This is a genomic window from Streptomyces sp. DT2A-34 (genome assembly GCF_030499515.1).
Lineage (GTDB): Bacteria > Actinomycetota > Actinomycetes > Streptomycetales > Streptomycetaceae > Streptomyces.
Map to the genome: position 1 here is coordinate 9,112,843 of NZ_JASTWJ010000001.1, position 22,610 is coordinate 9,135,452.

The following is a 22,610-nucleotide window of genomic DNA, read 5'->3' on the forward strand; positions in this document are numbered from 1 at the left end:
CGCAGGTCAGGCATTGGGCGCGAGGTCCGTTCCGGCGCCCCGGCGGCGTACGGCGACCAGGTCGGTGCGCGCTTCGGTGGCACCCGGCGCGGCAGCGGCCGTACCGCACACACTGCCACCCTCGTGCGACCCGCACCCGGCGCTCTCCTGGGACTCGCAGCCCGCGCTCTCGTGCGAGCCGCACCCGCCCCCGGCCGCAGCCCGGTGCTCCGGCAGCGTCACCTGGTGGGCGCCCTCCACCTCGAACCCGGCGTCCGCGATCATCTCCAGGTCGGCCTTGCCCGCCTGGCCCTCGCTGGTGAGGTAGTCGCCGAGGAAGATCGAGTTGGCCAGGTGCAGGGCGAGCGGCTGCATCGAGCGCAGATGTACCTCGCGGCCGCCCGCGATGCGCACCTCGACGTCCGGGCACACGAACCGCACCATCGCCAGGATCCGCAGACAGCGCTGCGGGGTGAGGTTCCACTCCTTGGCCAGCGGGGTGCCCTCGAACGGGATCAGGAAGTTGACCGGCACCGAGTCGGGGTCCAGCTCACGCAGCGAGTAGACGACGTCGACCAGGTCCTCGTCGGACTCGCCCATGCCCGCGATCAGCCCCGAGCAGGCCGACAGACCGGCCGCGTGCGCCTTCTGCACGGTTTCGACACGGTCGGCGTACGTGTGCGTGGTCGTGATGTCCCCGTACGTGGACTCCGAGGTGTTCAGGTTGTGGTTGTACGCGTCCGCGCCCGCCTCGCGCAGTCGCTCCGCCTGGCCGTCGGACAGCAGACCGAGACAGGCGCACACCTCGACGCCCTCGTTCTGGTCCTTGATCGCCTTGATGGTGTCGGAGACCCGGTCCACGTCACGGTCGGTCGGGCCGCGCCCGGACGCCACCAGACAGACCCGCTTGGCGCCACCCGCCAAACCGGCGGCGGCGGCCTGCGAGGCCTCGTCCGGCTTGAGCCAGGTGTACTTGAGGATGCCGGCGGTGGAGCCGAGCCGCTGGGAACAGTAGGAGCAGTCCTCCGGGCACAGGCCCGACTTGAGGTTGACGAGATAGTTGAGTTTCACCCGTCGGCCGAACCACTGCCGGCGTACCTTGCCGGCCGCGGCCACCACATCGAGCAGGTCGTCGTCGGAAGTGGCGAGGACGGCCAAGGCTTCCTCGCGGGTCGGCAGCTCGCGCCGAAGCCCCTTGTCCACCAGCGTGTTCAGCAGATCCATGGGAGCTGATCCTGACGTACGGAGGGGCTCCGAGCCAAGGAGACTTCGGACAACCCTGTCACTTCGATGTGTGGGTATTGCCACACCGTGGGTGGCCGACCGTGCGACTAGTGTCTGTGCACTGCCTACAAAAGCCCGGAGGAGCCATGGCGTTCGGCTGGATCGACGAGCAGGCGGAGCTGCGCCGCCGCGCCGGACTCGTACGGACCCTGCGCCCGCGCCCCGCCGACTCGCCGCTCCTCGACCTCGCGAGCAACGACTACCTGGGGCTGGCCCACCACCCCGAGGTCACCGAGGGCGCGGCGCGGGCCGCCCGGACGTGGGGCGGCGGTGCGACCGGTTCCCGGCTCGTCACGGGCACGACCGAGCTGCACACCGAGCTGGAGCGCGAGCTGGCCGACTTCTGCGGCTTCGAGGCGGCGCTGGTCTTCTCGTCCGGCTACGCGGCCAACCTCGCCGCGGTCACGGCGCTGGCGCCGCACGGCTCGCTGATCGTCTCCGACGCGGGGAACCATGCCTCGCTGATCGACGGCTGCCGGCTGGCGCGCGGCACCACACAGGTCGTCGCGCACGCCGAACCGGACGCCGTGCGCACGGCGCTCCAGACGCACGACGGGCCCGCCGTCGTCGTGTCGGACACCGTCTTCTCGGTCGACGGCGACGCCGCCCCGCTGGGCGGGCTCGCCGAGGCGAGCCGGGAACACGGCGCGGGACTGGTCGTCGACGACGCCCACGGCCTCGGCGTGCTCGGCGACGGCGGCCGCGGCGCCCCGCACGCGGCGGGACTCGCGGGCGCCGACGACGTCGTCGTGACGGTCACGCTGTCCAAGTCGCTCGGCAGCCAGGGCGGAGCCGTCCTCGGCCCCGCCCGGGTGATCGACCACCTGGTCAACGCGGCCCGGACGTTCATCTTCGACACGGGCCTCGCCCCCGCGGCGGCGGGCGCGGCCCTGGCGGCACTGAGACTGCTGCGCCGCGAGCCGGAGCGTGCGGCGCGGGCACGCACGGTCGCGAACGAACTGCACACCCGGCTGACGGCCGCGGGCCTGCAAGCCGTACGTCCGGACGCCGCCGTGGTCTCCGTGCGCGCGCCGTCCCCCGAAGAGGCCGTGTCCTGGGCCGCCGAGTGCCGTGCGGCGGGCCTCGCGGTGGGCTGCTTCCGTCCTCCTTCCGTCCCCGACGGCATCTCGCGGCTGAGGCTGACCGCCCGCGCGGACCTCTCCGAGGGGCAGATCGAACGCGCGGTACGGGTCATCGACGAGACACGACCATGAGTCGGCGTGACACGGCCCTGCCGCCGCACCTGGCGTAACTGATCAGAGTTGGTCAGACCTGATCGGAATGGTCAGGGTGAATGGTCAGGACTGGAACGCGGTCGTGAAGCCCGCCCAGCTCTCGGGGGAGAAGAGCAGCGCGGGTCCGGCCGGGTCCTTGGAGTCGCGCACGGCGAGCAGTCCGGTCCAGGGACCGGAGTGCGGCCGTGCCGTCTCGACGCAGTTGTTCGCTCCCGTGCTGTAGCTGCTGCGCAGCCATCGCGCGCCGAGCAGATCGGTACTTGAAGTCACGTTCCGAGGCAGTGCGGTCATGGTGCCTCCTTACGCGCCGCCAGCAAGCGCGGCGATGTAATCCAACGATTCCTCGGGCGAAAGGGCGTGGATCCGAAGGGTGTTGAAGGCCTCCGTGTAGGCCTGGAGGTCTTCTTTCCGTTCGAGGTAGAGGCTACTCGTCAAGTGGTCGAGAACAACCACATCCAGATCAGAAGTGCGCGAAAATGAGAAGATAACGAAAGGTCCGGTGATGCCGATGTGCTCCCCGGCCGCGAACGGCAGGACCTGCAGCCGGACTTGGGGCAGTCGCGCCGCCTCCACCAGCCGCCTCAGCTGCCGCGCCATCACCTCGGGCCCGCCGATCTCCCGGCGCAACACCGCCTCGTCGAGCACCGCGCTCAGGCGCAACGGCGGATCGCCGTGCAGCACGTCCTGCCTGGCCAGACGGACCGCGACCAGCGCGTCGAGCCGTTCGTCGGCGGCGCCGGGTTCGTCGGCGAGTCCGCCCACCGCGGCCCGGGTCACCGCCCGGGCGTACTCCGGCGTCTGAAGCAGCCCGGGCACCACGGACGTCTCCAGCGTGCGCATCGCACTCGCCTGGGACTCCAGGCTGATGAAGTCCCGGTACGTCGGCGGCAGCACTCCGCGGTACGCGTGCCACCAGTGATGCCGCCCGCCACCCTCGTCCGATCCCGCCAACACCAGGAGCAACTCCCGCAGTTGGGAGTCCTGTACGCCGTAGGTGTCGAGCAGTAACCGCACATCGGCCGGTTTCACCCCGCTGGCGCCGGTCTCGATCCGGCTCACCTTGGACTGGTGCCAGCCCACCAGCCGGGCCGCCTCACCACTGGTGAGCCCGGCCCCGGTGCGCAACGCACGCAGTTCCGCGCCCAGTTTCCGGCGGCGCACCGCGGGACCGTGCTGCATGGGCAACTCCTTACTCCAACCGAGCCGCCCAAATACGGTCTGCCGTCGCAGAGTTCACCGCTTCGAGCGACAGATATATGCATATCTTGGTGGATCGGCACCCTGACGGCCCTGGTAATGGCAGTCTGGCGACGAAGCACCAGTCCGGGACCGTACTCGAACCATCCGCTCCGTGTCGGACTGCGGTCCCGTTGGGAAAGGGACGACGTCGCCATGGCAGATCACCTGGAAGCATCCGTCACTCTGCCGAGCGATCCCGCCTCGGTCTCCGCGGCCCGGTCCTACGTGGTCACCACTCTCGCCGAGTGGGGACTGCCACCGGACACGGAGGTGGCCGACACCATCCGTCTGATCGTCTCCGAACTCACCACCAACGCCGTACAGCACACCCTCGGACAGTCACCCACCTTCACGGTGGACCTCGAACTCGACCGTGACGAACACCTGCGTATCGGGGTCACCGACAGCCACCCGCGCTTCCCCAAGCGGCTGCCGGCCGCCGTCCAGCAGGACAACGGCCGCGGCCTGGTCATCATCCGCTGGCTGACCGCGGAGTGCGGGGGCAAGCTGAGAGTGCGGCCCACGCGCGAGGGCGGCAAGACCGTCTCCATCGAACTGCCCTGGACGGCGGCCGCGGAGCCGGTGCCGGCCGCGGGACAGCAAGAGCCGTAACCCTCAGGGCTGCTGCGATTGCCCGGCCCGTCCGAACGTGCCGCGCAGCAGCGCCCGGAAGGCGTCCGCGGCGGGAGCCGCCTCGTCACTCCGGAAGGCGACCGAGACCGTACGGCGCAGCTCGCCGCCCTCCAACGCCCGTACCCCCACCGGAGTGACCGACGTGCGCGCCACCATCTCCGGTACGACCGCGACCCCGAGCCCCGCACTGGCCAGCGCGCACACCAGGAGGTACCCAGGCGTCGGGACCAGGACCGAGGGCGTGGCCCCGACGCGGGCCAGCACCGTCTCGACGCCCCGCCGGGCCGGAGCGTCCGGCGCCATGCTGATCAGCGGCTGCCCCGCGAGCTCGGTCAGCGGCAGCCGTGCGGCCCCGCTGGTGAGGGCGTGGCCCGGAGCGGACACCAGGACCAGCTCCTCGACGAGGATCGGCTCGATGCCGACGGAGGACGGGAGCGGGACCGGGTCGCCGGGTGTGTAGGTGTGCGTCAGCGCCAGATCGACCTCGCCGGCCGCGACGGCGGCGACACCGGCCGACGGCTCGTAGTCGGCGACCGTCAGCTCCACGTCCGGATGCGCCCGGCGGAACGCGCTGAGGGCCGGCGGCAGCAGATGGATGCCCGCGGTCTGGAACGTGCCGAGCCGGAGGGTGCCGCCCGTCAGGCCGGTCAGCCGGGCCAGTTCATGCCGGGCCCGGTCGAGTTCGTCGAGCACCCGCCGAGCCCGGGCCACCAGCAACTCGCCCGCACCGGTCAGCCGCGCCCCGCGGTGGTGCCGCACCAGAAGGGCGGTGCCCGTCTCGCGCTCCAGCTTGGCCAGCTGCTGGGAGAGCGCGGGCGTGGTGTAGCCCAGCCGCTCGGCGGCCCGGGTGATCGAGCCCGCCTCGGCGACCGCCACCAGGGCGGCGAGGCGGGTCGGGTCGTACATGCTGGGTCCCTTTCGAGCGTGGCGCCGACGGTGACTGTCCAAAGCACTGCCTAAAGCACTGCTTAAGGAATACCCAGAATATTCGAAATACCTGCTGAAGGCCCCGGCGCGGCAGGCTGGCCGCATGGACGCTCAGCTCATCGCCTTCACCGGGGTCTCCGCCGGCCTGGTCGCCATGCCCGGGGCCGATTTCACCGTCGTCGTACGCAACGCCCTCGTCTCCCGCCGGGCGGGCATCGCCTGTGCGCTCGGGATCGGGGCCGGGCTGCTGGTCCATGTGACGCTGGCGGTGGTGGGAGTCGCCGCGGTCCTGGCCGCCGTACCGGCGTTGTTGCGCGCGCTCCAGGTGGTGGGCGGCGTCTATGTGCTGTATCTGGGTGTCCAGACGCTGCGGCAGCGGCACACGCAAGGGGAGGCCGCGCGGGAGGATTCCACCACGCGACCGCTGCGGCAGGGCTTCGTCACCAACGCCCTCAATCCGAAGGCGTCGCTCACGTTCCTCAGCGTGCTGCCGCAGTTCGTGCCCGCGGGCGCCCCGGCGCTGCCCCGGACGCTGCTGCTCGCGCTGATCGTGGTCGCGATCGCGCTCGTCTGGTTCCAGGTCGTCGCCCTGCTGGTGGACCGGCTCGGCAGGTGGCTGCGCCGGCCGCGCGTCGCACGGGCGGTCACGACCGTCACCGGCGCCGCGCTGACGGCCTTCGGCGTGGCACTCCTCGCCGGGCCGCTGGTGGACGTCTGACGCCCTTTCCGGGGGCTGGCCCTCAGTCCGGTGTCCCGGGGCGGTGACAGCGCGTCAGGCTGCCGTCACCGCCCCCGGGGAGGGTCACTTGACCCGGCCGTACCAGACGCTCCTGGTCCAGATCTTCTGCAGCCGCACGACGTCCCCGCTCTTGGGGGAGTGCCAGATCTTCCCCTTCCCGGCGTAGATGCCGACGTGGTAGACGTTCGACCCCGAGTGGAAGAACACCAGGTCTCCGGCCTTGCGGTTGCCGGCGGAGATGTGGCGGGTCTTGTTGTACTGCTGGGCCGCCGTACGAGGCAGCTTCTTGCCGGCCTTCTTGTACGAGTACAGCGTGAGCCCGGAGCAGTCGAACCTGTGCGGACCTGTGGCGCCCCACTTGTACGGTGAGCCCTTTTTGGAGGCCGCGATCTGAAGTGCCTTGGTCGCCGGTGTGGCGGCTTCGGCCTCTGAGGCGAAGCCGGGCGCCACGATCGAGCCGCCCACTGCGGCGATGGTGAGAGCCGAGGCCGTACCGGCTCGGGCCATGAGCGACGGGACACGATTGAGCGCAGTCATGCGCAACCCTTCGTCAGCCGCCTGTGAAGGATGACCTGTCGGATTCGGGCTGGCGAAGTTGCCCGGCCGCGTTGCCGCGGCTTCACCCCAAGGGTTGCTCGGATCGAACGAACGTCCGCTCCGGCGACCCGTCTTGCTCGGGTCCTCCACTCCTGCCGATCCACTCCTGTCGACCGGTCATCCGGGCGGCGGCAGGACTCGGCGTCCGCCCGGACCGCCCCGCCGCTGCGGCGGGGGCTTGTCGTCAGACAGGGATCTTGACGCACGGATGAACGAAAAACCCAACGGAACCGGGGATTTGTGGCGTTACTCACCACTCGCCCGTTCGGGTGGACACCCCCGTGTTCGACCGGGTGTCCAGGTACTCGACGAGCCCCCGACCAGCGATGGAGCGTCCCATTCCGCCTTGGGGCCAAGCCTGTTGCGCAACCGGAGGGGCGCATAAATGGGCAGGTTGCTACGCCGAAAGTGGGTACACCTTTTGGTTCGTTTCGGCGTCCATCCGGACGCCTCGTCCGTGGGCCGAGGCGTCCGGAACCGTTCTGTACGACTCGTCAACTGTCGGAGCGTGGCGGCACCCTGACGCGAGCCGTGCGGCGTTCCCCGTCCAGCACGCGCAGCGCACGCGCCAGCGTGGGGGAGTGCAGCTCGGTCTCGCCCCGCTGGTGCATCAGCGCCAGCGCGTCCCGCAGCTCGGTCGCCTTGCCGACGAGCGCCTGGGCGGCGCGCAGTCCGCGGTACGTGTCGCCGTGCCGTGTCGGGTTGATCCGGCCGAGCAGGTCCACCACATCGAGATAACGGTCGATCAACTCCCCCTCCGCACGCGTCAGTGCGGGCAGCGGCGGCAACTCGGGTGGAAGCACCGGTCGATCACCGCCCTGTGGGCGGGGCGAGGGTGGCCTTGCGGCTGGGGATGATCCGGTCCACCAGCCCGTACTCCAGCGCCTCCTGGGCGCTGAGGATCTTGTCCCGCTCGATGTCCCGGTTCACCTGCTCGCGGCTGCGCCCGGTGTGCCGGGCGAGCAGCTCCTCCAGGCAGGTCCGAACGCGCGTCAGTTCGTCGGCCTGGATGGCCAGATCGCTCGCCTGTCCCTCGATCGGCTCGGGCAGCCCCGGCTGATGGATCACCATCCGGGCCCCCGGCAGCGCGAATCGCTTCCCCGCAGTGCCCGCGGCCAGCAGCACCGCGCCGGATGCCCCGGCCTGGCCCAGGCAGATCGTCTCCACGTCGCAGGTGACGAACTGCATCGTGTCGTAGATCGCCGTCATGGCGCTGAACGAGCCGCCGGGCGAGTTGATGTACAGCGAGATGTCCTGGCCGGGGTCCTTGTGCTCCAGGTACATGAACTGGGCCATCACGTCGTTCGCCGAGATGTCGTCGATCTGCGTGCCGAGAAAGACGATGCGCTCCTCCAGCAGCTTCGAATACGGGTCCTGCGTCCTGGTGCCGTGACTCGTGCGCTCGGTGAACTCGGGCAGCACGTGACGGGCGGTCGGTCGGGTCATGGCTCACGCTCCCTTGCCGGGGTGCCTGTAAAAAATGTACAGGACGTACATGACGTAATGTAGGGAGCATGGCCTACGAGATTCCGGTGACGCAAGCCAGGGCTGAGCTCGCCGAACTGATCAATCGCGTGGTGTACGGCGGCGAGCGCGTCGTCGTGACGCGGCACGGCAAGCCCCTCGTCGCCCTTGTGTCCGCTGCTGACCTGGAGCGACTCGACGCCCTCGACGGCCCTGTCGAGGAGCAGGTGATCAGCGCCGTCTCCGCCGTCCGCGAGGCCGGTTCCGCCCCCCGCGAACGGCACCGCTTCGGTATCGCGGCGGAGCACCGGGGGACCGGCCCCTCGTAGCCGCTCCTCGCGGCGGCCGCCCGTAGAAACGACGAGACCGTGCACCCCCGTCCGCCATGGCGGGGGTGCACGGTCGGTTCTGTGTGATGGCCGGCTGGTCAGCCGACGGGGGCGAGTTCCCTGTGGGGCTCAACGGCCTTCGTGCGGGACTTCAGCGCACTGCCGAGCAGTACGGCGCCCAGGCCCAGCGCCGCCCACCAGATGAGCGTCAGGGCGGGGCCCGTAGCTGCCGCGCCGTCGAAGAAGGACACCGAGCGCAGCAGGGTCGTGCCCGCGCCCGGGGGGAGCCACTGGCCGATCGCGCCGGCGGGCTCGGGCAGCAACTGCGGTGCCGAGGGCGCCCCGGAGAACGGGTTGCCCAGCAGCATCACGACTCCCGCCGAGATCCCGACGCCGGCGGTGCCGATGAGGGCGGCGAGCCCCGCGACGGCAGCGCTCACGGCCAGCGTGGACAGGGCGAAGACCCCGGCCTCCGTCCACCAGTTGCCGGTGAGGACCTCCAGCCAGCTGTGCGCGAGCGCGGCCGCGGTCACGCCGATCAGGGCGGCGGCGCCGACCAGGGCGCTCACGGCGCGCACTCCGCGCAGCCCTAGCAGGGTCACCGCCGCGCCGGCCGCGATGCCGGCCAGGGCGAGCGGCAGGACGCTCGCGTTGAGGGCCGCCCCGCGCGGGTCCGTCTCGGGTGCGGGCACCACGTCGACCGCCCTGATTCCGGTGCCCTGGGCGGCGGCCTGCTGGGCCACCGCCTGCTGCAGCAACTGGGCCGCCACCGGGCTCGCCGCCGACGCGGTCAGCAGCTCCGGGCCCTGCGGGGTGACGACGACCGCGCCGTATACGGTCCGGTCCTCGATGGCGTCCCGGGCGGCGGTCTCGTCGGCGTAGCGGTGGATCTCGAAGGCGCCCTCGTGCGAGGCCAGCTGCTTCGCCACCTGGGCGGTGGCGGCCGTCGGTCCGGCCACGCCGAGCGGCAGGTCCCGAGGGGCCGTGCGGGCGGCCGGCCAGGCGAAGGCCCACAGGGCGAGGGAGGCCAGGGCGGGAACGAGGACGACGACCGCGATCAGGCGGCGGGTGGACATGGGGACTCCCTGAGGTGCGAGCTCGGGTAAAAAGAAGGAGCGTTCGTTTTACGTGTGCCACCACCGTCCTGCGGATGTGTCTCCTTGTCAAGAAGGAATGTTCGTTTTACTTTTGGACCATGGCCCGCGTATCCCAGGCACACCTCGACGCCCGCCGTCGGCAGATCCTCGACGGCGCCGCGATCTGCTTCGCCCGCAACGGCTTCCACGCCACGTCCATGCAGGACGTGCTGAAGGAGGTCGACCTCTCGGCGGGGGCGGTATATCGCTACTTCAGCGGCAAGGAGGAGCTGATCGGCGCGATCGTCGGCGAGGTGCTCGGATCGGTCCGCGCGGCCTTCGAGGAGGCGGCGCGGCAGAGCCCGCCCCCGCCACCGGACGAACTCGTCGCCTCCGTCCTCGGCCGGACCCTCGCCGCCCGCGAGGCCCTGGTCGTCGACGGGCAGCCCGCGTTTCCACGGCTCGTCATCCAGGTCTGGACCGAGACGCTGCGCAACGAAGAGCTCGCGGCCGTGCTGCGGGAGGGCTACGGCTCGGTGCGCGCGGCCTGGGGGCGGATCGCCAAGGGCTACCAGGAAGCCGGGATGATGCGGGCGGACGTGGCGCCGGACCATGTGGCCCGCACGATGATCGCCGCCGTGCTGGGCTTCCTCGCCCAGCAGTCCCTCTTCGGGCCCGCCCCGGTCGAGATCCTCCGGGACGGTCTGCGGGCGTTGATGAGCATGCGGGACGAGCCCGCCGCGAACTGAGGGATCCCCGCTCGGTTGGATCACAGCTCGGTTAACTTGCTTGAAACCCGGTCCAACTAGCCTGCCGGTCTACGCCACCAGGGACTTTGCCCCGGGGCTGCGGCAACCGGACCCCGCACGGTCCGGAGCGAGGACTGTGAGGTGGGACGTGCAACTGACCCCGCACGAGCAAGAGAGGCTGCTCATCCACGTGGCGGCCGACGTGGCCGAAAAGCGCCGGGCCCGCGGGCTCAAGCTGAACCACCCCGAGGCGGTCGCCCTCATCACGTCGCACATCCTCGAGGGTGCCCGCGACGGCCGTACGGTCGCCGAGCTCATGGCCTCCGGGCGCAAGCTGCTCACCCGGGACGACGTCATGGAGGGCATCCCCGAGATGATCCACGACGTCCAGGTCGAGGCGACCTTCCCGGACGGCACCAAGCTCGTCACCGTCCACGACCCGATCGTCTGAAGGGGGCGGCGATGATTCCCGGAGAGATCCTCTTCGCCGACGGCCCGATCGCCTACAACGAAGGCCGCGAGGTCACCCGGCTGACCGTCCTCAACGCCGCCGACCGGCCCGTCCAGGTCGGCTCCCACTACCACTTCGCCGAGGCCAACCCCGGTCTGGACTTCGACCGCGCCGCAGCCCGCGGCAAGCGGCTGAACATCGCCGCCGGCACCGCCGTGCGCTTCGAACCCGGGATCCCCGTCGACATCGAACTCGTCCCCCTCACCGGCGCCCGTGTGGTGCCCGGACTGCGCGGGGAGACCGGAGGTGCCCTCGATGCCTGAGATCTCCCGTGCCGCGTACGCCGACCTGTTCGGCCCCACCACCGGTGACCGCATCCGGCTCGCCGACACCGACCTGCTGATCGAGATCGAGCAGGACCGTTCCGGCGGTCCCGGGCTCGCGGGGGACGAGGCCGTGTTCGGCGGCGGCAAGGTCATCCGCGAATCCATGGGCCAGTCCCGTGCTACGCGCGCAGACGGCACCCCCGACACCGTCATCACGGGCGTCGTGATCATCGACCACTGGGGCATCGTCAAGGCCGACGTCGGCATCCGCGACGGCCGGATCACCGGCATCGGCAAGGCGGGCAACCCCGACACGATGGACGGGGTGCACCCCGACCTCGTCATCGGCCCCGAGACCGAGATCATCGCCGGCAACGGGCGGATCCTCACGGCCGGCGCCATCGACGCGCACGTGCACTTCATCTGCCCCCAGATCGCCGACGAGGCGCTCGCCTCCGGCATCACCACGCTGATCGGCGGCGGCACCGGACCCGCCGAGGGCTCGAAGGCGACCACGGTCACGCCGGGTCCTTGGCATCTGGCCCGGATGCTGGAGGCGATGGAGGAGCACCCCGTCAACTTCGGCCTGCTGGGCAAGGGGAACACCGTCTCCCACGAGGCGATGCTGTCCCAGATCCGCGGCGGCGCGCTCGGCCTCAAGCTGCACGAGGACTGGGGCTCCACCCCGGCCGTCATCGACGCCTCGCTGACCGTCGCCGACCGGACCGGCATCCAGGTCGCGATCCACACGGACACGCTGAACGAGGCCGGCTTCGTGGGCGACACGCTCGCCGCGATCGCCGGACGCGGCATCCACGCGTACCACACCGAGGGTGCGGGCGGCGGGCACGCGCCGGACATCATGACCGTCGTCTCCGAGCCGCATGTGCTGCCCAGTTCGACCAACCCGACGCGGCCGTTCACCGTCAACACCGCCGAGGAACACCTCGACATGCTGATGGTGTGCCACCACCTCAACCCGGCGGTGCCGGAGGACCTCGCCTTCGCCGAGTCGCGGATCCGGCCGTCGACCATCGGGGCGGAGGACATCCTGCACGACCTCGGCGCGATCTCGATCATCTCGTCCGACGCCCAGGCCATGGGCCGCGTCGGCGAGGTCATCATGCGGACCTGGCAGACCGCCCATGTGATGAAGCGGCGGCGCGGTGCGCTGCCCGGCGACGGGCGGGCCGACAACCAGCGGGTGCGGCGCTACGTCGCCAAGTACACGATCAACCCGGCGGTCGCCCAGGGGCTTTCCCACGAGGTCGGCTCCGTGGAGACCGGCAAGCTCGCCGACCTGGTGCTGTGGGAGCCGGCGTTCTTCGGCGTCAAACCGCACCTCGTCATCAAGGGCGGGCAGATCGCGTACGCGCAGATGGGCGACGCCAACGCGTCCATCCCTACGCCGCAGCCGATCCTGCCCCGGCCGATGTTCGGCGCGATCGGACGGGCGCCCGCCTCGAACTCCGTCAACTTCGTGGCGCCGCTCGCCATCGAGGACGGGCTCGCGGAGCGGCTCCAGCTCGGGAAGCGGTTCGTGGCCATCGAGTCGACGCGTGGGGTCACCAAGGCCGACATGCGGCAGAACGACGCGCGGCCCGACGTGCGGATCGATCCCGACAGCTTCGCCGTGCACATCGACGGGGAGCTGGTGGAGGCCACGCCTGCCGCCGAACTGCCCATGGCCCAGCGCTACTTTCTGTTCTGAGAGCAGGGTTTTCGATGTCACGGGCAGCACTTCTCGTCCTGGCCGACGGCCGCTTTCCCGCCGGGGGGCACGCGCACTCCGGCGGGGCGGAGGAGGCCGTCAAGTCGGGGCGGATCACCGGGGCCGCGAGCCTGGAGGACTTCTGCCGGGGGCGGCTGCACACGGCGGGGCTGGTCGCGGCCTCGCTCGCCGCGGCGGCCGCGCTCGGGGTCGATGCGGTGGCCTTGGACGAGGCCGCCGATGCCCGTACGCCGTCGCCCGCGTTGCGGGGTGCCGCGCGGAAGCTGGGGCGGCAGTTGATGCGGGCCGCTCGGGCGACGTGGCCGTCCCCGGAACTGGATGACCTTGCCCGGCGGTTTCCCAGGGGGGCCCATCAGCCGGTCGTGCTGGGGGCCGTGGCCCGGGTGGCGGGGTTGGGGGCCGTCGAGGCGGCTTACTGTGCGGCGTACGAGAGCGTGAGTGGGCCGGCGTCCGCGACGGTGCGGTTGCTGAGCCTTGATCCCTTCGACGCCACGGCGGTGCTGGCTCGGTTGGCGCCGGAGTTGGACCGGGTGGTGGATCGGGCGGTGGAGGCGGGGCGACTGGTCGTCGACGGGGGAGTCGACGAGTTGCCCGCCGCTTCGGCTCCGTTGCTGGAGATCGGGGCGGAGGTGCATGCGGCTTGGGGTGTGCGGCTGTTCGCGTCGTAGGGATTTCCTTCGCCCCCGCCGCCCCTACCCGTTCCCATCCCCAGGGGCGCTGCCCCTTCGTCCCCGCCAGGGGCGCTGCCCCTGGACCCCGCTGGGGGCTGCGCCCCCAGACCCCGCTTCGGCCCTGAAAGGGCCTCGTCCTCGAACGCCGGACGGGCTGAATGATGACCCGAGTTCCAAAGGAGCCGACCATGCATCTCGACCACTCCCACGACGGCCCCTCCGCCGTCAGTGCCGACGCCCGCCGTCCCGACGGTTCGCGCCGTGCGCTGCGCATCGGTCTCGGAGGGCCCGTCGGGTCCGGTAAGACGGCCACCGTTGCCGCGCTCTGCCGTGCCCTGCGTGACGAGCTCTCCCTCGCCGTCGTCACGAACGACATCTACACGCGCGAGGACGCCGAGTTCCTGCTGCGGGAGGCCGTGTTGCCGCCCGAGCGGATCACCGCCGTGGAGACCGGGGCCTGTCCGCACACCGCGATCCGGGACGACATCTCCGCGAACCTCGAAGCCGTCGAGGATCTGGAGGACGAGGTCGGCCCCCTCGACCTCATCCTCGTCGAGTCCGGCGGGGACAATCTCACCGCGACCTTCTCCAAGGGGCTCGTCGATGCGCAGATCTTCGTGATCGACGTCGCCGGTGGGGACGACATTCCGCGCAAGGGCGGGCCGGGCGTGACCACCGCCGATCTGCTCGTCGTCAACAAGACCGACCTCGCGCCGTACGTCGGCTCCGACCTGGCGCGCATGGCGGCCGACGCCAAGACGCAGCGGGCCGAACTGCCGGTCGTCTTCCAGTCGCTGCGGAGCGAGCCCGGCGTGCGCGACGTCGCCGACTGGGTACGGACGCGGCTCGCGGCATGGACGGCGTGACCGTGGCCTGTGGTGTCCGGGCCGTCGCGCGGATCGCCGCCCGGGACGACGGGCGGGGCGGCACCTCGCTGCCTGTGCTGGAGGGTGACGGGCCGCTGGCGCTGCGGCGGACCCGGGGGAGCGGTGCCGAGGCGCGGGTCGTGCTCGTCGGGGCGATGAGCGGGCCTCTAGGCGGCGACCACTTCACCGTGGAGGCCGACGTTCAGGCCGGCGCACGGCTGCGCGTCGGGTCGGCGGCCGCCACCATCGCGCTGCCGGGACAGAGCAAGGGCGAGGCCCGTTACGACGTACGGCTCTCCGTCGCCGACGGGGGCGAACTGCACTGGCTGCCCGAGCAGTTGATCTCCGCCCGGGGCAGTGATCTCTACGTCACGACGCGCGTCGACGTCGGCGCGGCGGGGCGGCTCGTGCTGCGTGAGGAGCAGGTGCTCGGGCGGGTGGGGGAGGAGCCGGGGCGGCTCAGTAGTCGGATCCGGGTGAGCGTCGCGGGTCGGGTCGTACTCGATCAGGAGCTTGCCTGCGGTCCCGGTGCGCCGGGTGGCTGGGACGGGCCCGCCGGGCTCGGCGGGCGTCGGGCCGTCGGCCAACTCGTCGTCGTACGACCCGAGTTCGCCGAGTCTCCGGTGGCGGCTCGGGTGCTGGGGGAGAACGCCGCCGTCGTGCCGCTTGCCGGCCCCGCCGCTCTGGTGAGCGCCGTGGCGGCGGACGCGCTGCTGCTGCGCAGGCTGCTCGACGAGGCGCTCCAGTCCCTCGACTGAGCGCCGCCGGGCAGCCGCCGACCCCTTGAGCGGGCCGAGCTCGCTCTTGTGCAGGACGGCCGCGTCCAGGAGCTCGACCGCGACCTGGCCGGGCAGTGCGAGAGTCCGGTGGACCTCGGTGCGGTCGGCGCCGGCGCGGCGCGGAGGCCCGCCTGCGCCGAATCCGGGCACGCCTCCCGCCGGTTGTGCCGGGCGGTCGGCTCTTTCGCCAACCGCGCTCTCGCCGGTCCGCCCAGGTCGCCCCGCCCCTTCGCCCGTCCTGCCGGGTCGGCTGCCCCTCCCGTCGGTCGGTCGTCGACGCAGGATCTCGGCGGTGCGCCATGGGCGGGCGGCAGCCCGGAACTCAGGCCTGGTGCCGGCCGCCGGGCCGCCCGCCCGTCAGATCCCCGCCCGGCCCGCCGACCGCGAGGTCGCGTCAACTGATGGGCAACCGGGGGAACTTGCGCTCCTTCTCCGCCTTGGCGGCGGCCTCCTCGGCCTTGGCGACGGCCGCGTACTGGTCGACGTACTCCTGCTCGGAGAGCGACAGGATCGCGTACATGATCTCGTCGGTCACCGCGCGCAGGATCGCCTTCTCGTTCTCCATGCCGGCGTACCGGGAGAAGTCGAGGGGCTTGCCGAAGCGGATCGTCACCGGGTGGAGGTTCGGGATGACCTTGCCCGGCGGCTGGGCCTCGAACGTGCCGATCATCGCGCAGGGAATGACCGGGACCCCGGCCTTGAGCGCCATTACCGCGACGCCGACCTTGCCCTTGTAGAGGCGGCCGTCGTGCGAGCGGGTGCCCTCCGGGTAGATGCCGAGGAGTTCGTCCTTGCTCAGGACCCCGAGCCCCTCGCGGATCGCGGCCTGGCCCGCCTCCTTGCCCGTGCGGTCGACCGGGATCTGCCCGGCGCTGCGGAAGAAGGCCGCGGTCAGGCGTCCCCTGATGCCCGGGCCCGTGAAGTACTCCTTCTTCGCGAGGAACGTGATGCGGCGCTTGAGCATCGCGGGCATCAGGAAGTGGTCGGAGAACGACAGATGGTTGCCGGCGACGATGGCCGCGCCGGTGGCCGGCACGTGCTCGAGGCCCTCTATTCGGGGGCGGAAGACCAGTCTCAGCAGAGGTCCCAACAACACGTATTTGAGTACGTAGTAGAACAAAGGGGTCGCTCCTCACTCCGGCGGATCAGTTCCTACCGCCGCGTTCTGGCAGGTCAACCGGCGTGCCGTGGGGCTGCCAGTGTAGGCGCAGGGGTGACAGGCCGGAACCGGGTCGGGTCGGACGGATGCCGACCAATACCGAATGTCCTGACTGGATGTCAGAAGCTTGGTGGGCAGCGTCACTTGCGGGTGGGGAGGACCGCCGGACCAGCCTGGTGTCACGAACCGGTGTGCGGCAACCCGGTGGCGTGGTTTGGCGTGATCACGGTTGCCGGGTGGCAGGCGGCCCGCCCTTGCCGGGAGCCGTCCCGTCTGCTCGCTCATCACAGCCGCACGATGATCAGCGCCGTGTCGTCCGTCGCGCCCTCCGGCGGAAGCAGCTCCAGCAGGACGGCGTCGGCGAGGGGCTCGGGGTCGGCCGTGCGGTGGCGTACGAGGGAGTCGGCAAGGCGGGTCAGGCCGGAGTCGATGTCCTCGCGGCGGCGTTCGATCAGGCCGTCGGTGTACAGCGCCAGCGTGGCGCCGCTGGTGAAGGTGGTGACGGCCTGCGGTCTCGGCATCGGATCGGGGCGGGCGTCCAGCGGCGGGTCGGTGGCCCGGTCGAGGAACTCCACGCGGCCGTCGGCGTGGACCAGCACCGGCGGTGGATGGCCCGCGCTGCTGTAGGTGACGGTGCGGGCGTCGAAGTCGACGAACGTCGTGACCGCGGTGGCCGATTCGGCGCCGTCGACGACATGGGCGTACCGGCCCAGCACGTCGAGCGCCTGCGCCGGGCCGTCGGCGACGCGGGAGGTGGCGCTGAGCGCGCTGCGCAGCTGACCCATGACACCGGCCGCCTCCAGGCCGTGGCCGACCACGTCGCCCACGGACACGCCGATACGGTGGCCGCCCACCAGGTCGACCACGTCGTACCAGTCGCCGCACACGTTCAGCGCGCCGACCGCGGGCCGGTAGCGCACGGCGGCCCGATGGTTGCGCACCTGCCGGCCGGCGGGCAGCATCGCCTCCTGCAGGGCGAGGGCCACCTCGCGCTCGCGGGCGTGCGCCTGCCGCAGCCGTTCGTTGAGCTCCTGCAGCTCGCGGGCGCGCGTGTACAGCTCGGCCTCCAGGACCCGCGCCCGGCTGTCGCCGCCCTGTCTGCCGCGGAGGCGGATGAGCTCGGTGACCTCCTCCACCCGGTGCACGATGAGGGCCACCCGCCCGTCGGGGCCGAAGACGGGCGCGTTGACCGGGCTCCAGTAGCGCTCCTCCCAGTGGCCGGGGCGCATGGGGTCCTCGACGTCGTAGCGCTGCAGGGCCATGGTGTCGCGCTCGCCGGTGGCCACCACGCGCAGCATCGACGCCCGGACGTCGCGCATGCCGGTGGCGGCGGGGTCGTGGGGGTTGTCGGGGAAGACGTCGAAGATGTACCGGCCCACCAGCTGTGCGCGGGTGCGCCCGGACAGGCGCTGGAAGTCCTCGTTGGCGTCGGCGTAGACCAGCTCCGGGGTCAGCAGCGCCACCATTCCGGGCAGGCCCTGGAACACCGCCTCGTAGTCGATCGCCTTCTCGTTCATGGCTCCCGCCTCACCACCGGGATCAGACCAGTTTCTCACGGTGTATCACTTATGTGCCGATCTACTGCGTCTGTACGAGTACGACAGGTCAGGGCGACGGATCCGTCAGGGACTGCTCGGCCCAGATGATCTTCCCCTCGGGGACGAAGCGGGTCCCCCACCGCTGGGTGAACTGGGAGACCAGCAGCAGCCCGCGCCCGCCCTCGTCGGTGGTGCGCGGATGGCGCAGATGCGGGGCGGTGGCGCCGCCGTCGAAGACCTCGCAGATCAGCGCGCGCTCCCTGATCAGGCGCAGCCGGATGGGGCCGGTGGCGTACCGGATCGCGTTGGTGACCAGCTCGCTGACGACCAGTTCCGTCGTGAAGGCGAACTCCTCCAGGCCCCACTCCGACAGCTGCCGTGCCGCCGTCTTGCGTGCGTCGGCGACGGCGGCCGGGTCGGTCGGCAGGTCCCAGTCGGCGACCTGATCGGTGCCGAGGAGGCGGGTGCGGGCCATCAGCAGGGCCACGTCGTCGTGCGGGCGGTCCGGGACCAGCGCGTCGACCACGGTCCGGCAGCGCAGGTCGAGCGAGTCGGCGCGCCGCTCCAGGACCGCCCGAAGCCGGTCCCGGTCGGCGTCGATGGCCCAGTCGTCCCCGCGCGCCAGCAGCCCGTCGGTGTGCAGGGCGAGCGTGCTGTCCGCCGGCAGGGCCAGCTCGACCGACTCGAACGGGGGGCCTCCCACCCCGAGCGGCGCTCCCTGCGGCAGATCGACGAAGGTGACACCGCCGTCGGGCCGCACGACCGCCGGCGCCGGATGGCCCGCGGCCGCCATGGTGCACTGCCCGTCGACCGGGTCGTAGATCACATACACGCACCCGGACCCCACGGACTGGGCGATGGCGGCCTCCTCCGCGCCCATCTGGACGGCCTCCTCGCGGGCCGAACGCGCGACCAGGTCGTCGAGGTGGGCCAGCACCTCCTCGGGCGGCAGATCCAGCAGGGCGAGGGTCCGTACGGCGGTCCGCAGCCGCCCCATCGCCGCGGCGGCGTCGATGCCGTGCCCGGGCACCTCGCCCACCACCAGGGCGACGCGGGCGCCCGACAGCGGGATGACGTCGTACCAGTCGCCGCCGAGGCCGGTGAGCTCGTCGGCCGGCCGGTAGCACGCGGACACCTCCAGCGCGTCCTGCTCGGGCAGCTGGTGCGGCAGCAGGCTGCGCTGCAGGACCAGCGCCGCGTCGCGCTCGCGGGTGTAGCGCCGGGCGTTGTCCACACAGACGGCCGCCCGGGAGACGAGGTCCTCCGCCAGGTTCAGGTCGTCCTCCTCGAAGGACTCCTGGCGGTGGCGCCGGAAGAAGGTCGTGACGCCCAGGGTGACGCCCCGGGCGCGGATCGGCACGATCATCACGCTGTGCAGGCCCAGCTCCAGGAAGATGGCGGCCCGCCCGCCGCGCGCGTGCTGGGTCCATGCCTTGCCGAGGGGGTCCAGTCTCTCCTCGCGCCAGGAACTGGCCGTCCTCAGGCAGCGGATCGGCGGCGAGTCCGCCGGATAGGTGACCACCTCGCCGATGTCGACGACGGCCTCCGGCACCCGCGCGGTGGCCGAACGGTGCCCCGCGCGGCGCAGCGGCACCGGACCGGTGTCGCGCAGCGGCCCGGCGGTGGGCTCCCCGCCCCGCAGCACCGACTCCAGCAGGTCCACGGTGACCAGGTCGGCCAGTCCCGGTACGGCCACGTCGGCCAGCTCCTGAGCGGTGCGGGTGATGTCCAGGGAGCGGCCGATGTGCTCGCCGGCCCGGTCGAGCAGGGCCAGGCGCTGCCGGGCGCGGTGCCGGTCGGTGATGTCCTCGACCGTGTAGTACACGCCCATGGGGTGGCCCTGGCCGTCGTCGAGCCGGGTGAACGACATCATGTGCGCGGTCTCGCGCAGCGGTGCGGAGCGGGCGTGGCCCACGTGCTCGTAGCCGACGATCGGTTCGCCGGTCGTCAGCACGCGGCGCATCTGCGCCTCGATGGACTCGGCGTCCAGGCCGGGCTGGATGTCCGCGAGCCGCAGCCCGAGCCGACGGGTCGGCGGGCCGCCGCCGTACTGGGCGAGGGCGCTGTTCGACCAGACGTACCGCAGGTCCGTGTCGACGATGGCTATGCCGACGGGGGACCCGGCGACCATCTGCTCCAGTACGGCCCGGCTCATGTCCCAGCCGGGCGCCTCGTCGAGTTCCGACAGGAGTGCGAGCCAGCGCGAGGGGCCCTGGTTGTCCAGGGCCGCGGTGATCCGCACCATCAGCCTGACCGGCAGCCCGTCCCTGCGCAGGGCCGTCAGCAGCCCCGCCCAGCCGCCGTCCGCGCGGCACCGCTCGATCAGCTCCGGCACCCGCCCCGCGTCCTCGGCGCTCAGCAGCTCGGCGGCGCTCCTGCCCACCGCCTCGGAGGCCGCGTACGCCAGCAGCCGCTGCGCGTCCCTGGTCCACCCCGCCACCCGGCCCCGCGCGTCAAGCAGCACAGGCACGGCGTCCGCCACGTCGAACCCCTGCCGGGCAACGCCCCGCTCCTCGTGTGTGCCCACGGCCGACCTCTCTGTCGCTGAGAGCGGTCTACCACCTCTTGTCCCCATCTTCACCCTTCCGGTCAACGCTGCCTCTTTGCGGGGGCCGGGCGTGTGCGGGGAGGAGGGGGAGCGGGGAGCGGGGTGGGGGAGTGTGGGCTGTCGGAAACGCGGGTGGTGGCAGCGAGGTCAGTCCGGTGGAAAAAGCGAGGTCAGTGCGGTGGAACAGCGAGGTCAGTGCGGTGGAACAGCGGCAGCCCGGCCCCGAAGCCTCAGGACCGGGCTGCCGAGCCGGGACGTCTACGCCAGTACCTTCTCCAGCGCCCCCAGTGCCCCCGTCAGCTCGTCCGCCGTGATCGTCAGCGGTGGGGCCAGGCGGATCGTGGAGCCGTGGGTGTCCTTGACCAGGACGCCCTCGCGCAGGAGCCGTTCGCCGATCTCCCGGCCCGTGCCGACCGCGGGGTCGATGTCGACGCCCGCCCACAGGCCCCGCGCGCGGAAGCCGAGGACGCCCTTGCCGACCAGGGCCGACAGGCCGCCCCGCAGGACCACGCCGAGCTCGGTGGCCCGTCGCTGGAACTCGCCCGTTTCGAGGAGCTCGACCACCGCCGTGCCGACCGCGGCGGCCAGCGGGTTGCCGCCGAACGTGGAGCCGTGCTCGCCCGGGCGCAGCACGCCGAGTACGTCCCGGCGGGCCACCACCGCCGACACCGGCACGATGCCGCCGCCCAGCGCCTTGCCCAGCAGCAGCACGTCCGGCACGACCGCCTCGTGCTCGACGGCGAGCGTACGGCCCGTGCGGCCCAGGCCCGACTGGATCTCGTCCGCGATGAAGAGGCAGCCCTTGCGGCGAGTCAGTTCGCGCACCCCGGTGAGGTAGCCGTCGTCGGGGATGAGGACGCCCGCCTCGCCCTGGATCGGCTCCAGCAGCACCGCCGCCGTCGTCTCGTCGACCGCCGCCTCCAGCGCCGCCAGGTCGTTGTACGGCACGATCCGGAAACCCGGCGTGAAGGGACCGAAGCCCTGCCGTGCCGTCTCGTCCGTGGAGAACGACACGATCGTCGTCGTACGGCCGTGGAAGTTCTCCGCGGCGACCACGATCGTCGCCTGGTCGGCCGGGACGCCCTTCACCTCGTACGCCCACTTGCGGGCCACCTTGATGCCGGACTCGACCGCTTCGGCGCCCGTGTTCATCGGCAGCACCATGTCCAGGCCCGTCAACCGGGCGAGCCGCTCGGCGAATTCGGCCAGCTTGTCGTTGTGGAAGGCGCGGGAGGTGAGGGTCAGGCGGTCCAGCTGGCGATGCGCCGCCTCGATCAGCGCCGGGTGGCGGTGGCCGAAGTTCAGGGCCGAGTAACCGGCCAGCATGTCGAGGTAGCGGCGGCCCTCCACGTCCTCCACCCACGTGCCCTCGGCGCGCGCGACGACCACGGGCAGCGGGTGGTAGTTGTGCGCCAGGACCGGCTCCTCGGCGCGGATCAGGTCGGCGGACGAGCGGGTGGTCACGGGAGCGGTCATCAGCGGATCTCCTGAGTGCAGCACTTGATGCCGCCGCCGGCCTTGCGGAACTCCGACAGGTCGACGGGGACGGGGACATAGCCGCGGTCGGCGAGGGCGGAGGTGAGCGCCTCGGCCTGGGGCGCGATGAAGACGTTGCGTCCGTCGGACACGGAGTTCAGCCCGAACGCCATCGCGTCGTCGCGGGTGGCGAGCACCGCGTCCGGGTACAGCCGAGCGAGCACCTCACGGCTGCCCGGCGAGAACGCCTCCGGGTAGTACGCGATGTTGTCGTCGTCGAGGACGAACAGCGCCGTGTCCAGGTGGTAGAAGCGCGGGTCCACCAGCGTCAGGCTGATCACCGGATGGCCGAAGAACTCCTGCACCTCGCGGTGGGCCTCGCGGGTCGTACGGAATCCGGTGCCGGCCAGCACATACCGGCCCGTCCAGACCAGGTCGCCCTCGCCCTCGCAGACGGACTCGGGGCGGTACACGTCGTAGCCCGCCGTCTTGAACCAGGTGTCGTAGTGCGTGGACTCGGGGCGCCGCTCCGGCGCGTGGAAGAGGGAGCCGAAGACACGGCCGCCCACGACGACCGCCGAGTTCGCGGCGAAGACCATGTCCGGCAGGCCGGGGGCGGGCTCCACCGTGTCGACGGTGTGGCCGTGGGTGCGGTAGGCGCTGATCAGCGCCTGCCACTGAGCCTGGGCGAGATCGACGTCGACGGGGGCGTCGGGTCGCATCCAGGGGTTGATCGCGTACTGCACGGCGAAGTGTCTGGGTTCGCAGACGAGATACCGCCGCCGGCGCGGCACACGGGAGTCGGGCACAGAG

24 protein-coding genes and 1 riboswitch are annotated in these 22,610 nt (G+C 71.7%); of the genes, 11 read left to right on the top strand and 13 right to left on the bottom strand.

Annotation, left to right across the window (positions count from 1 at the left end; all coding sequences use genetic code 11):
* Nucleotides 1-6 precede the first annotated feature (6 nt).
* Complete coding sequence (gene bioB, locus QQM39_RS40615) at nt 7-1,203, bottom strand: biotin synthase BioB (protein ID WP_302002584.1); 1,197 nt, start codon at nt 1,201-1,203, stop codon at nt 7-9.
* A 146-nt stretch (nt 1,204-1,349) separates the two neighbouring features.
* Between bioB and QQM39_RS40620 the strand changes: the two genes are divergently transcribed.
* The gene (locus tag QQM39_RS40620) at nt 1,350-2,477 is read left to right on the top strand and encodes an 8-amino-7-oxononanoate synthase (RefSeq protein ID WP_302002585.1); all 1,128 of its coding nucleotides are present in this window, start codon (nt 1,350-1,352) and stop codon (nt 2,475-2,477) included.
* 84 nt (nt 2,478-2,561) lie between these two features.
* Here QQM39_RS40620 and QQM39_RS40625 read toward each other — a convergent pair whose 3' ends face one another.
* Complete coding sequence (locus tag QQM39_RS40625) at nt 2,562-2,789, bottom strand: DUF397 domain-containing protein (RefSeq protein WP_302002586.1); 228 nt, start codon at nt 2,787-2,789, stop codon at nt 2,562-2,564.
* Nucleotides 2,790-2,798: 9 nt separating this feature from the next.
* Nucleotides 2,799-3,677 (bottom strand): helix-turn-helix transcriptional regulator, encoded by an 879-nt coding sequence (locus QQM39_RS40630; RefSeq protein ID WP_302002587.1) that lies wholly within the window; start codon nt 3,675-3,677, stop codon nt 2,799-2,801.
* A gap of 213 nt (nt 3,678-3,890) precedes the next feature.
* On the opposite strand from QQM39_RS40630, the gene QQM39_RS40635 reads away from it, so the two are divergent.
* Nucleotides 3,891-4,349, top strand: a complete 459-nt coding sequence (locus QQM39_RS40635; protein ID WP_302002588.1) for an ATP-binding protein — start codon at nt 3,891-3,893, stop codon at nt 4,347-4,349.
* Between the two features lie 3 nt (nt 4,350-4,352).
* On the opposite strand, the gene QQM39_RS40640 is transcribed toward QQM39_RS40635, so the two are convergent.
* Nucleotides 4,353-5,276, bottom strand: coding sequence for a LysR family transcriptional regulator (locus QQM39_RS40640; RefSeq protein WP_302002589.1), 924 nt, complete (start codon nt 5,274-5,276; stop codon nt 4,353-4,355).
* Between the two features lie 124 nt (nt 5,277-5,400).
* Here QQM39_RS40640 and QQM39_RS40645 point away from each other — a divergent pair, with 124 nt between their 5' ends.
* Nucleotides 5,401-6,015 carry a LysE family translocator gene (locus tag QQM39_RS40645; RefSeq protein WP_302002590.1) on the top strand — a complete coding sequence of 205 codons (615 nt, stop codon included), beginning with the start codon at nt 5,401-5,403 and terminating at the stop codon, nt 6,013-6,015.
* A gap of 84 nt (nt 6,016-6,099) precedes the next feature.
* On the opposite strand, the gene QQM39_RS40650 is transcribed toward QQM39_RS40645, so the two are convergent.
* The 3 genes from QQM39_RS40650 to QQM39_RS40660 all read right to left on the bottom strand — a co-directional run bounded on the left by QQM39_RS40650 (nt 6,100) and on the right by QQM39_RS40660 (nt 8,079).
* Nucleotides 6,100-6,573 carry a C40 family peptidase gene (locus tag QQM39_RS40650; protein WP_302002591.1) on the bottom strand — a complete coding sequence of 158 codons (474 nt, stop codon included), beginning with the start codon at nt 6,571-6,573 and terminating at the stop codon, nt 6,100-6,102.
* A 3-nt stretch (nt 6,574-6,576) separates the two neighbouring features.
* Nucleotides 6,577-6,787, bottom strand: a riboswitch (cyclic di-AMP (ydaO/yuaA leader).
* Nucleotides 6,788-7,127: 340 nt separating this feature from the next.
* Nucleotides 7,128-7,436, bottom strand: a complete 309-nt coding sequence (locus QQM39_RS40655; RefSeq protein WP_302002592.1) for a hypothetical protein — start codon at nt 7,434-7,436, stop codon at nt 7,128-7,130.
* Nucleotides 7,437-7,443: 7 nt separating this feature from the next.
* Nucleotides 7,444-8,079 carry an ATP-dependent Clp protease proteolytic subunit gene (locus tag QQM39_RS40660; protein WP_302002593.1) on the bottom strand — a complete coding sequence of 212 codons (636 nt, stop codon included), beginning with the start codon at nt 8,077-8,079 and terminating at the stop codon, nt 7,444-7,446.
* A gap of 68 nt (nt 8,080-8,147) precedes the next feature.
* On the opposite strand from QQM39_RS40660, the gene QQM39_RS40665 reads away from it, so the two are divergent.
* A complete protein-coding gene (locus tag QQM39_RS40665; RefSeq protein WP_302002594.1) occupies nt 8,148-8,426 on the top strand; it encodes a type II toxin-antitoxin system Phd/YefM family antitoxin in 279 nt (92 codons plus the stop codon).
* Nucleotides 8,427-8,524: 98 nt separating this feature from the next.
* On the opposite strand, the gene QQM39_RS40670 is transcribed toward QQM39_RS40665, so the two are convergent.
* Nucleotides 8,525-9,502 carry an ABC transporter permease gene (locus tag QQM39_RS40670; protein ID WP_302002595.1) on the bottom strand — a complete coding sequence of 326 codons (978 nt, stop codon included), beginning with the start codon at nt 9,500-9,502 and terminating at the stop codon, nt 8,525-8,527.
* A gap of 119 nt (nt 9,503-9,621) precedes the next feature.
* Between QQM39_RS40670 and QQM39_RS40675 the strand changes: the two genes are divergently transcribed.
* The 7 genes from QQM39_RS40675 to QQM39_RS40705 all read left to right on the top strand — a co-directional run bounded on the left by QQM39_RS40675 (nt 9,622) and on the right by QQM39_RS40705 (nt 15,055).
* Entirely contained in the window at nt 9,622-10,251 is a 630-nt protein-coding gene (locus QQM39_RS40675; protein ID WP_302002596.1) for a TetR/AcrR family transcriptional regulator, read from the top strand.
* A 148-nt stretch (nt 10,252-10,399) separates the two neighbouring features.
* Nucleotides 10,400-10,702, top strand: coding sequence for an urease subunit gamma (locus tag QQM39_RS40680; protein ID WP_010355509.1), 303 nt, complete (start codon nt 10,400-10,402; stop codon nt 10,700-10,702).
* An 11-nt stretch (nt 10,703-10,713) separates the two neighbouring features.
* Nucleotides 10,714-11,025, top strand: coding sequence for an urease subunit beta (locus QQM39_RS40685; RefSeq protein ID WP_272123005.1), 312 nt, complete (start codon nt 10,714-10,716; stop codon nt 11,023-11,025).
* Nucleotides 11,018-12,739, top strand: coding sequence for an urease subunit alpha (locus tag QQM39_RS40690; RefSeq protein ID WP_302002597.1), 1,722 nt, complete (start codon nt 11,018-11,020; stop codon nt 12,737-12,739). The genes QQM39_RS40685 and QQM39_RS40690 overlap by 8 nt, the downstream gene beginning before the upstream one ends.
* Nucleotides 12,740-12,753: 14 nt before the next feature.
* Entirely contained in the window at nt 12,754-13,428 is a 675-nt protein-coding gene (locus QQM39_RS40695; protein ID WP_302002598.1) for an urease accessory protein UreF, read from the top strand.
* A gap of 191 nt (nt 13,429-13,619) precedes the next feature.
* Entirely contained in the window at nt 13,620-14,297 is a 678-nt protein-coding gene (ureG, locus tag QQM39_RS40700) for an urease accessory protein UreG (RefSeq protein ID WP_302002599.1), read from the top strand.
* Complete coding sequence (locus QQM39_RS40705; protein ID WP_302002600.1) at nt 14,285-15,055, top strand: urease accessory protein UreD; 771 nt, start codon at nt 14,285-14,287, stop codon at nt 15,053-15,055. Before ureG ends, QQM39_RS40705 begins: the two co-directional genes overlap by 13 nt.
* A gap of 415 nt (nt 15,056-15,470) precedes the next feature.
* Here the strand turns inward: QQM39_RS40705 and QQM39_RS40710 are convergent, their stop codons facing one another.
* The 5 genes from QQM39_RS40710 to ddaH all read right to left on the bottom strand — a co-directional run bounded on the left by QQM39_RS40710 (nt 15,471) and on the right by ddaH (nt 22,606).
* Nucleotides 15,471-16,196 (bottom strand): 1-acyl-sn-glycerol-3-phosphate acyltransferase, encoded by a 726-nt coding sequence (locus tag QQM39_RS40710; RefSeq protein WP_302002601.1) that lies wholly within the window; start codon nt 16,194-16,196, stop codon nt 15,471-15,473.
* 323 nt (nt 16,197-16,519) lie between these two features.
* Nucleotides 16,520-17,752, bottom strand: a complete 1,233-nt coding sequence (locus QQM39_RS40715) for a PP2C family protein-serine/threonine phosphatase (RefSeq protein WP_302002602.1) — start codon at nt 17,750-17,752, stop codon at nt 16,520-16,522.
* A gap of 88 nt (nt 17,753-17,840) precedes the next feature.
* Nucleotides 17,841-20,300: a SpoIIE family protein phosphatase gene (locus tag QQM39_RS40720; protein ID WP_302002603.1), complete on the bottom strand. Its 2,460-nt coding sequence runs from the start codon at nt 20,298-20,300 to the stop codon at nt 17,841-17,843.
* A 279-nt stretch (nt 20,301-20,579) separates the two neighbouring features.
* Nucleotides 20,580-21,797 carry an ornithine--oxo-acid transaminase gene (rocD, locus tag QQM39_RS40725; protein WP_302002604.1) on the bottom strand — a complete coding sequence of 406 codons (1,218 nt, stop codon included), beginning with the start codon at nt 21,795-21,797 and terminating at the stop codon, nt 20,580-20,582.
* Entirely contained in the window at nt 21,797-22,606 is an 810-nt protein-coding gene (gene ddaH / locus QQM39_RS40730; protein WP_302002605.1) for a dimethylargininase, read from the bottom strand. Before ddaH ends, rocD begins: the two co-directional genes overlap by 1 nt.
* Nucleotides 22,607-22,610: the final 4 nt, after the last annotated feature.

Coding starts and splice junctions, on each gene's coding strand:
- QQM39_RS40715 (WP_302002602.1), bottom strand. CDS start 17,752: ATGAACGAGAAGGCGATCGACTACGAGGCGGTGTTCCAGGGCCTGCCC.
- QQM39_RS40695 (WP_302002598.1), top strand. CDS start 12,754: ATGTCACGGGCAGCACTTCTCGTCCTGGCCGACGGCCGCTTTCCCGCC.
- QQM39_RS40670 (WP_302002595.1), bottom strand. CDS start 9,502: ATGTCCACCCGCCGCCTGATCGCGGTCGTCGTCCTCGTTCCCGCCCTG.
- ureG (WP_302002599.1), top strand. CDS start 13,620: ATGCATCTCGACCACTCCCACGACGGCCCCTCCGCCGTCAGTGCCGAC.
- rocD (WP_302002604.1), bottom strand. CDS start 21,797: ATGACCGCTCCCGTGACCACCCGCTCGTCCGCCGACCTGATCCGCGCC.
- QQM39_RS40635 (WP_302002588.1), top strand. CDS start 3,891: ATGGCAGATCACCTGGAAGCATCCGTCACTCTGCCGAGCGATCCCGCC.
- QQM39_RS40665 (WP_302002594.1), top strand. CDS start 8,148: ATGGCCTACGAGATTCCGGTGACGCAAGCCAGGGCTGAGCTCGCCGAA.
- QQM39_RS40690 (WP_302002597.1), top strand. CDS start 11,018: ATGCCTGAGATCTCCCGTGCCGCGTACGCCGACCTGTTCGGCCCCACC.
- bioB (WP_302002584.1), bottom strand. CDS start 1,203: ATGGATCTGCTGAACACGCTGGTGGACAAGGGGCTTCGGCGCGAGCTG.
- QQM39_RS40660 (WP_302002593.1), bottom strand. CDS start 8,079: ATGACCCGACCGACCGCCCGTCACGTGCTGCCCGAGTTCACCGAGCGC.
- QQM39_RS40640 (WP_302002589.1), bottom strand. CDS start 5,276: ATGTACGACCCGACCCGCCTCGCCGCCCTGGTGGCGGTCGCCGAGGCG.
- QQM39_RS40630 (WP_302002587.1), bottom strand. CDS start 3,677: ATGCAGCACGGTCCCGCGGTGCGCCGCCGGAAACTGGGCGCGGAACTG.
- QQM39_RS40645 (WP_302002590.1), top strand. CDS start 5,401: ATGGACGCTCAGCTCATCGCCTTCACCGGGGTCTCCGCCGGCCTGGTC.
- QQM39_RS40675 (WP_302002596.1), top strand. CDS start 9,622: ATGGCCCGCGTATCCCAGGCACACCTCGACGCCCGCCGTCGGCAGATC.
- QQM39_RS40625 (WP_302002586.1), bottom strand. CDS start 2,789: ATGACCGCACTGCCTCGGAACGTGACTTCAAGTACCGATCTGCTCGGC.
- QQM39_RS40620 (WP_302002585.1), top strand. CDS start 1,350: ATGGCGTTCGGCTGGATCGACGAGCAGGCGGAGCTGCGCCGCCGCGCC.
- QQM39_RS40685 (WP_272123005.1), top strand. CDS start 10,714: ATGATTCCCGGAGAGATCCTCTTCGCCGACGGCCCGATCGCCTACAAC.
- QQM39_RS40650 (WP_302002591.1), bottom strand. CDS start 6,573: ATGACTGCGCTCAATCGTGTCCCGTCGCTCATGGCCCGAGCCGGTACG.
- QQM39_RS40705 (WP_302002600.1), top strand. CDS start 14,285: ATGGACGGCGTGACCGTGGCCTGTGGTGTCCGGGCCGTCGCGCGGATC.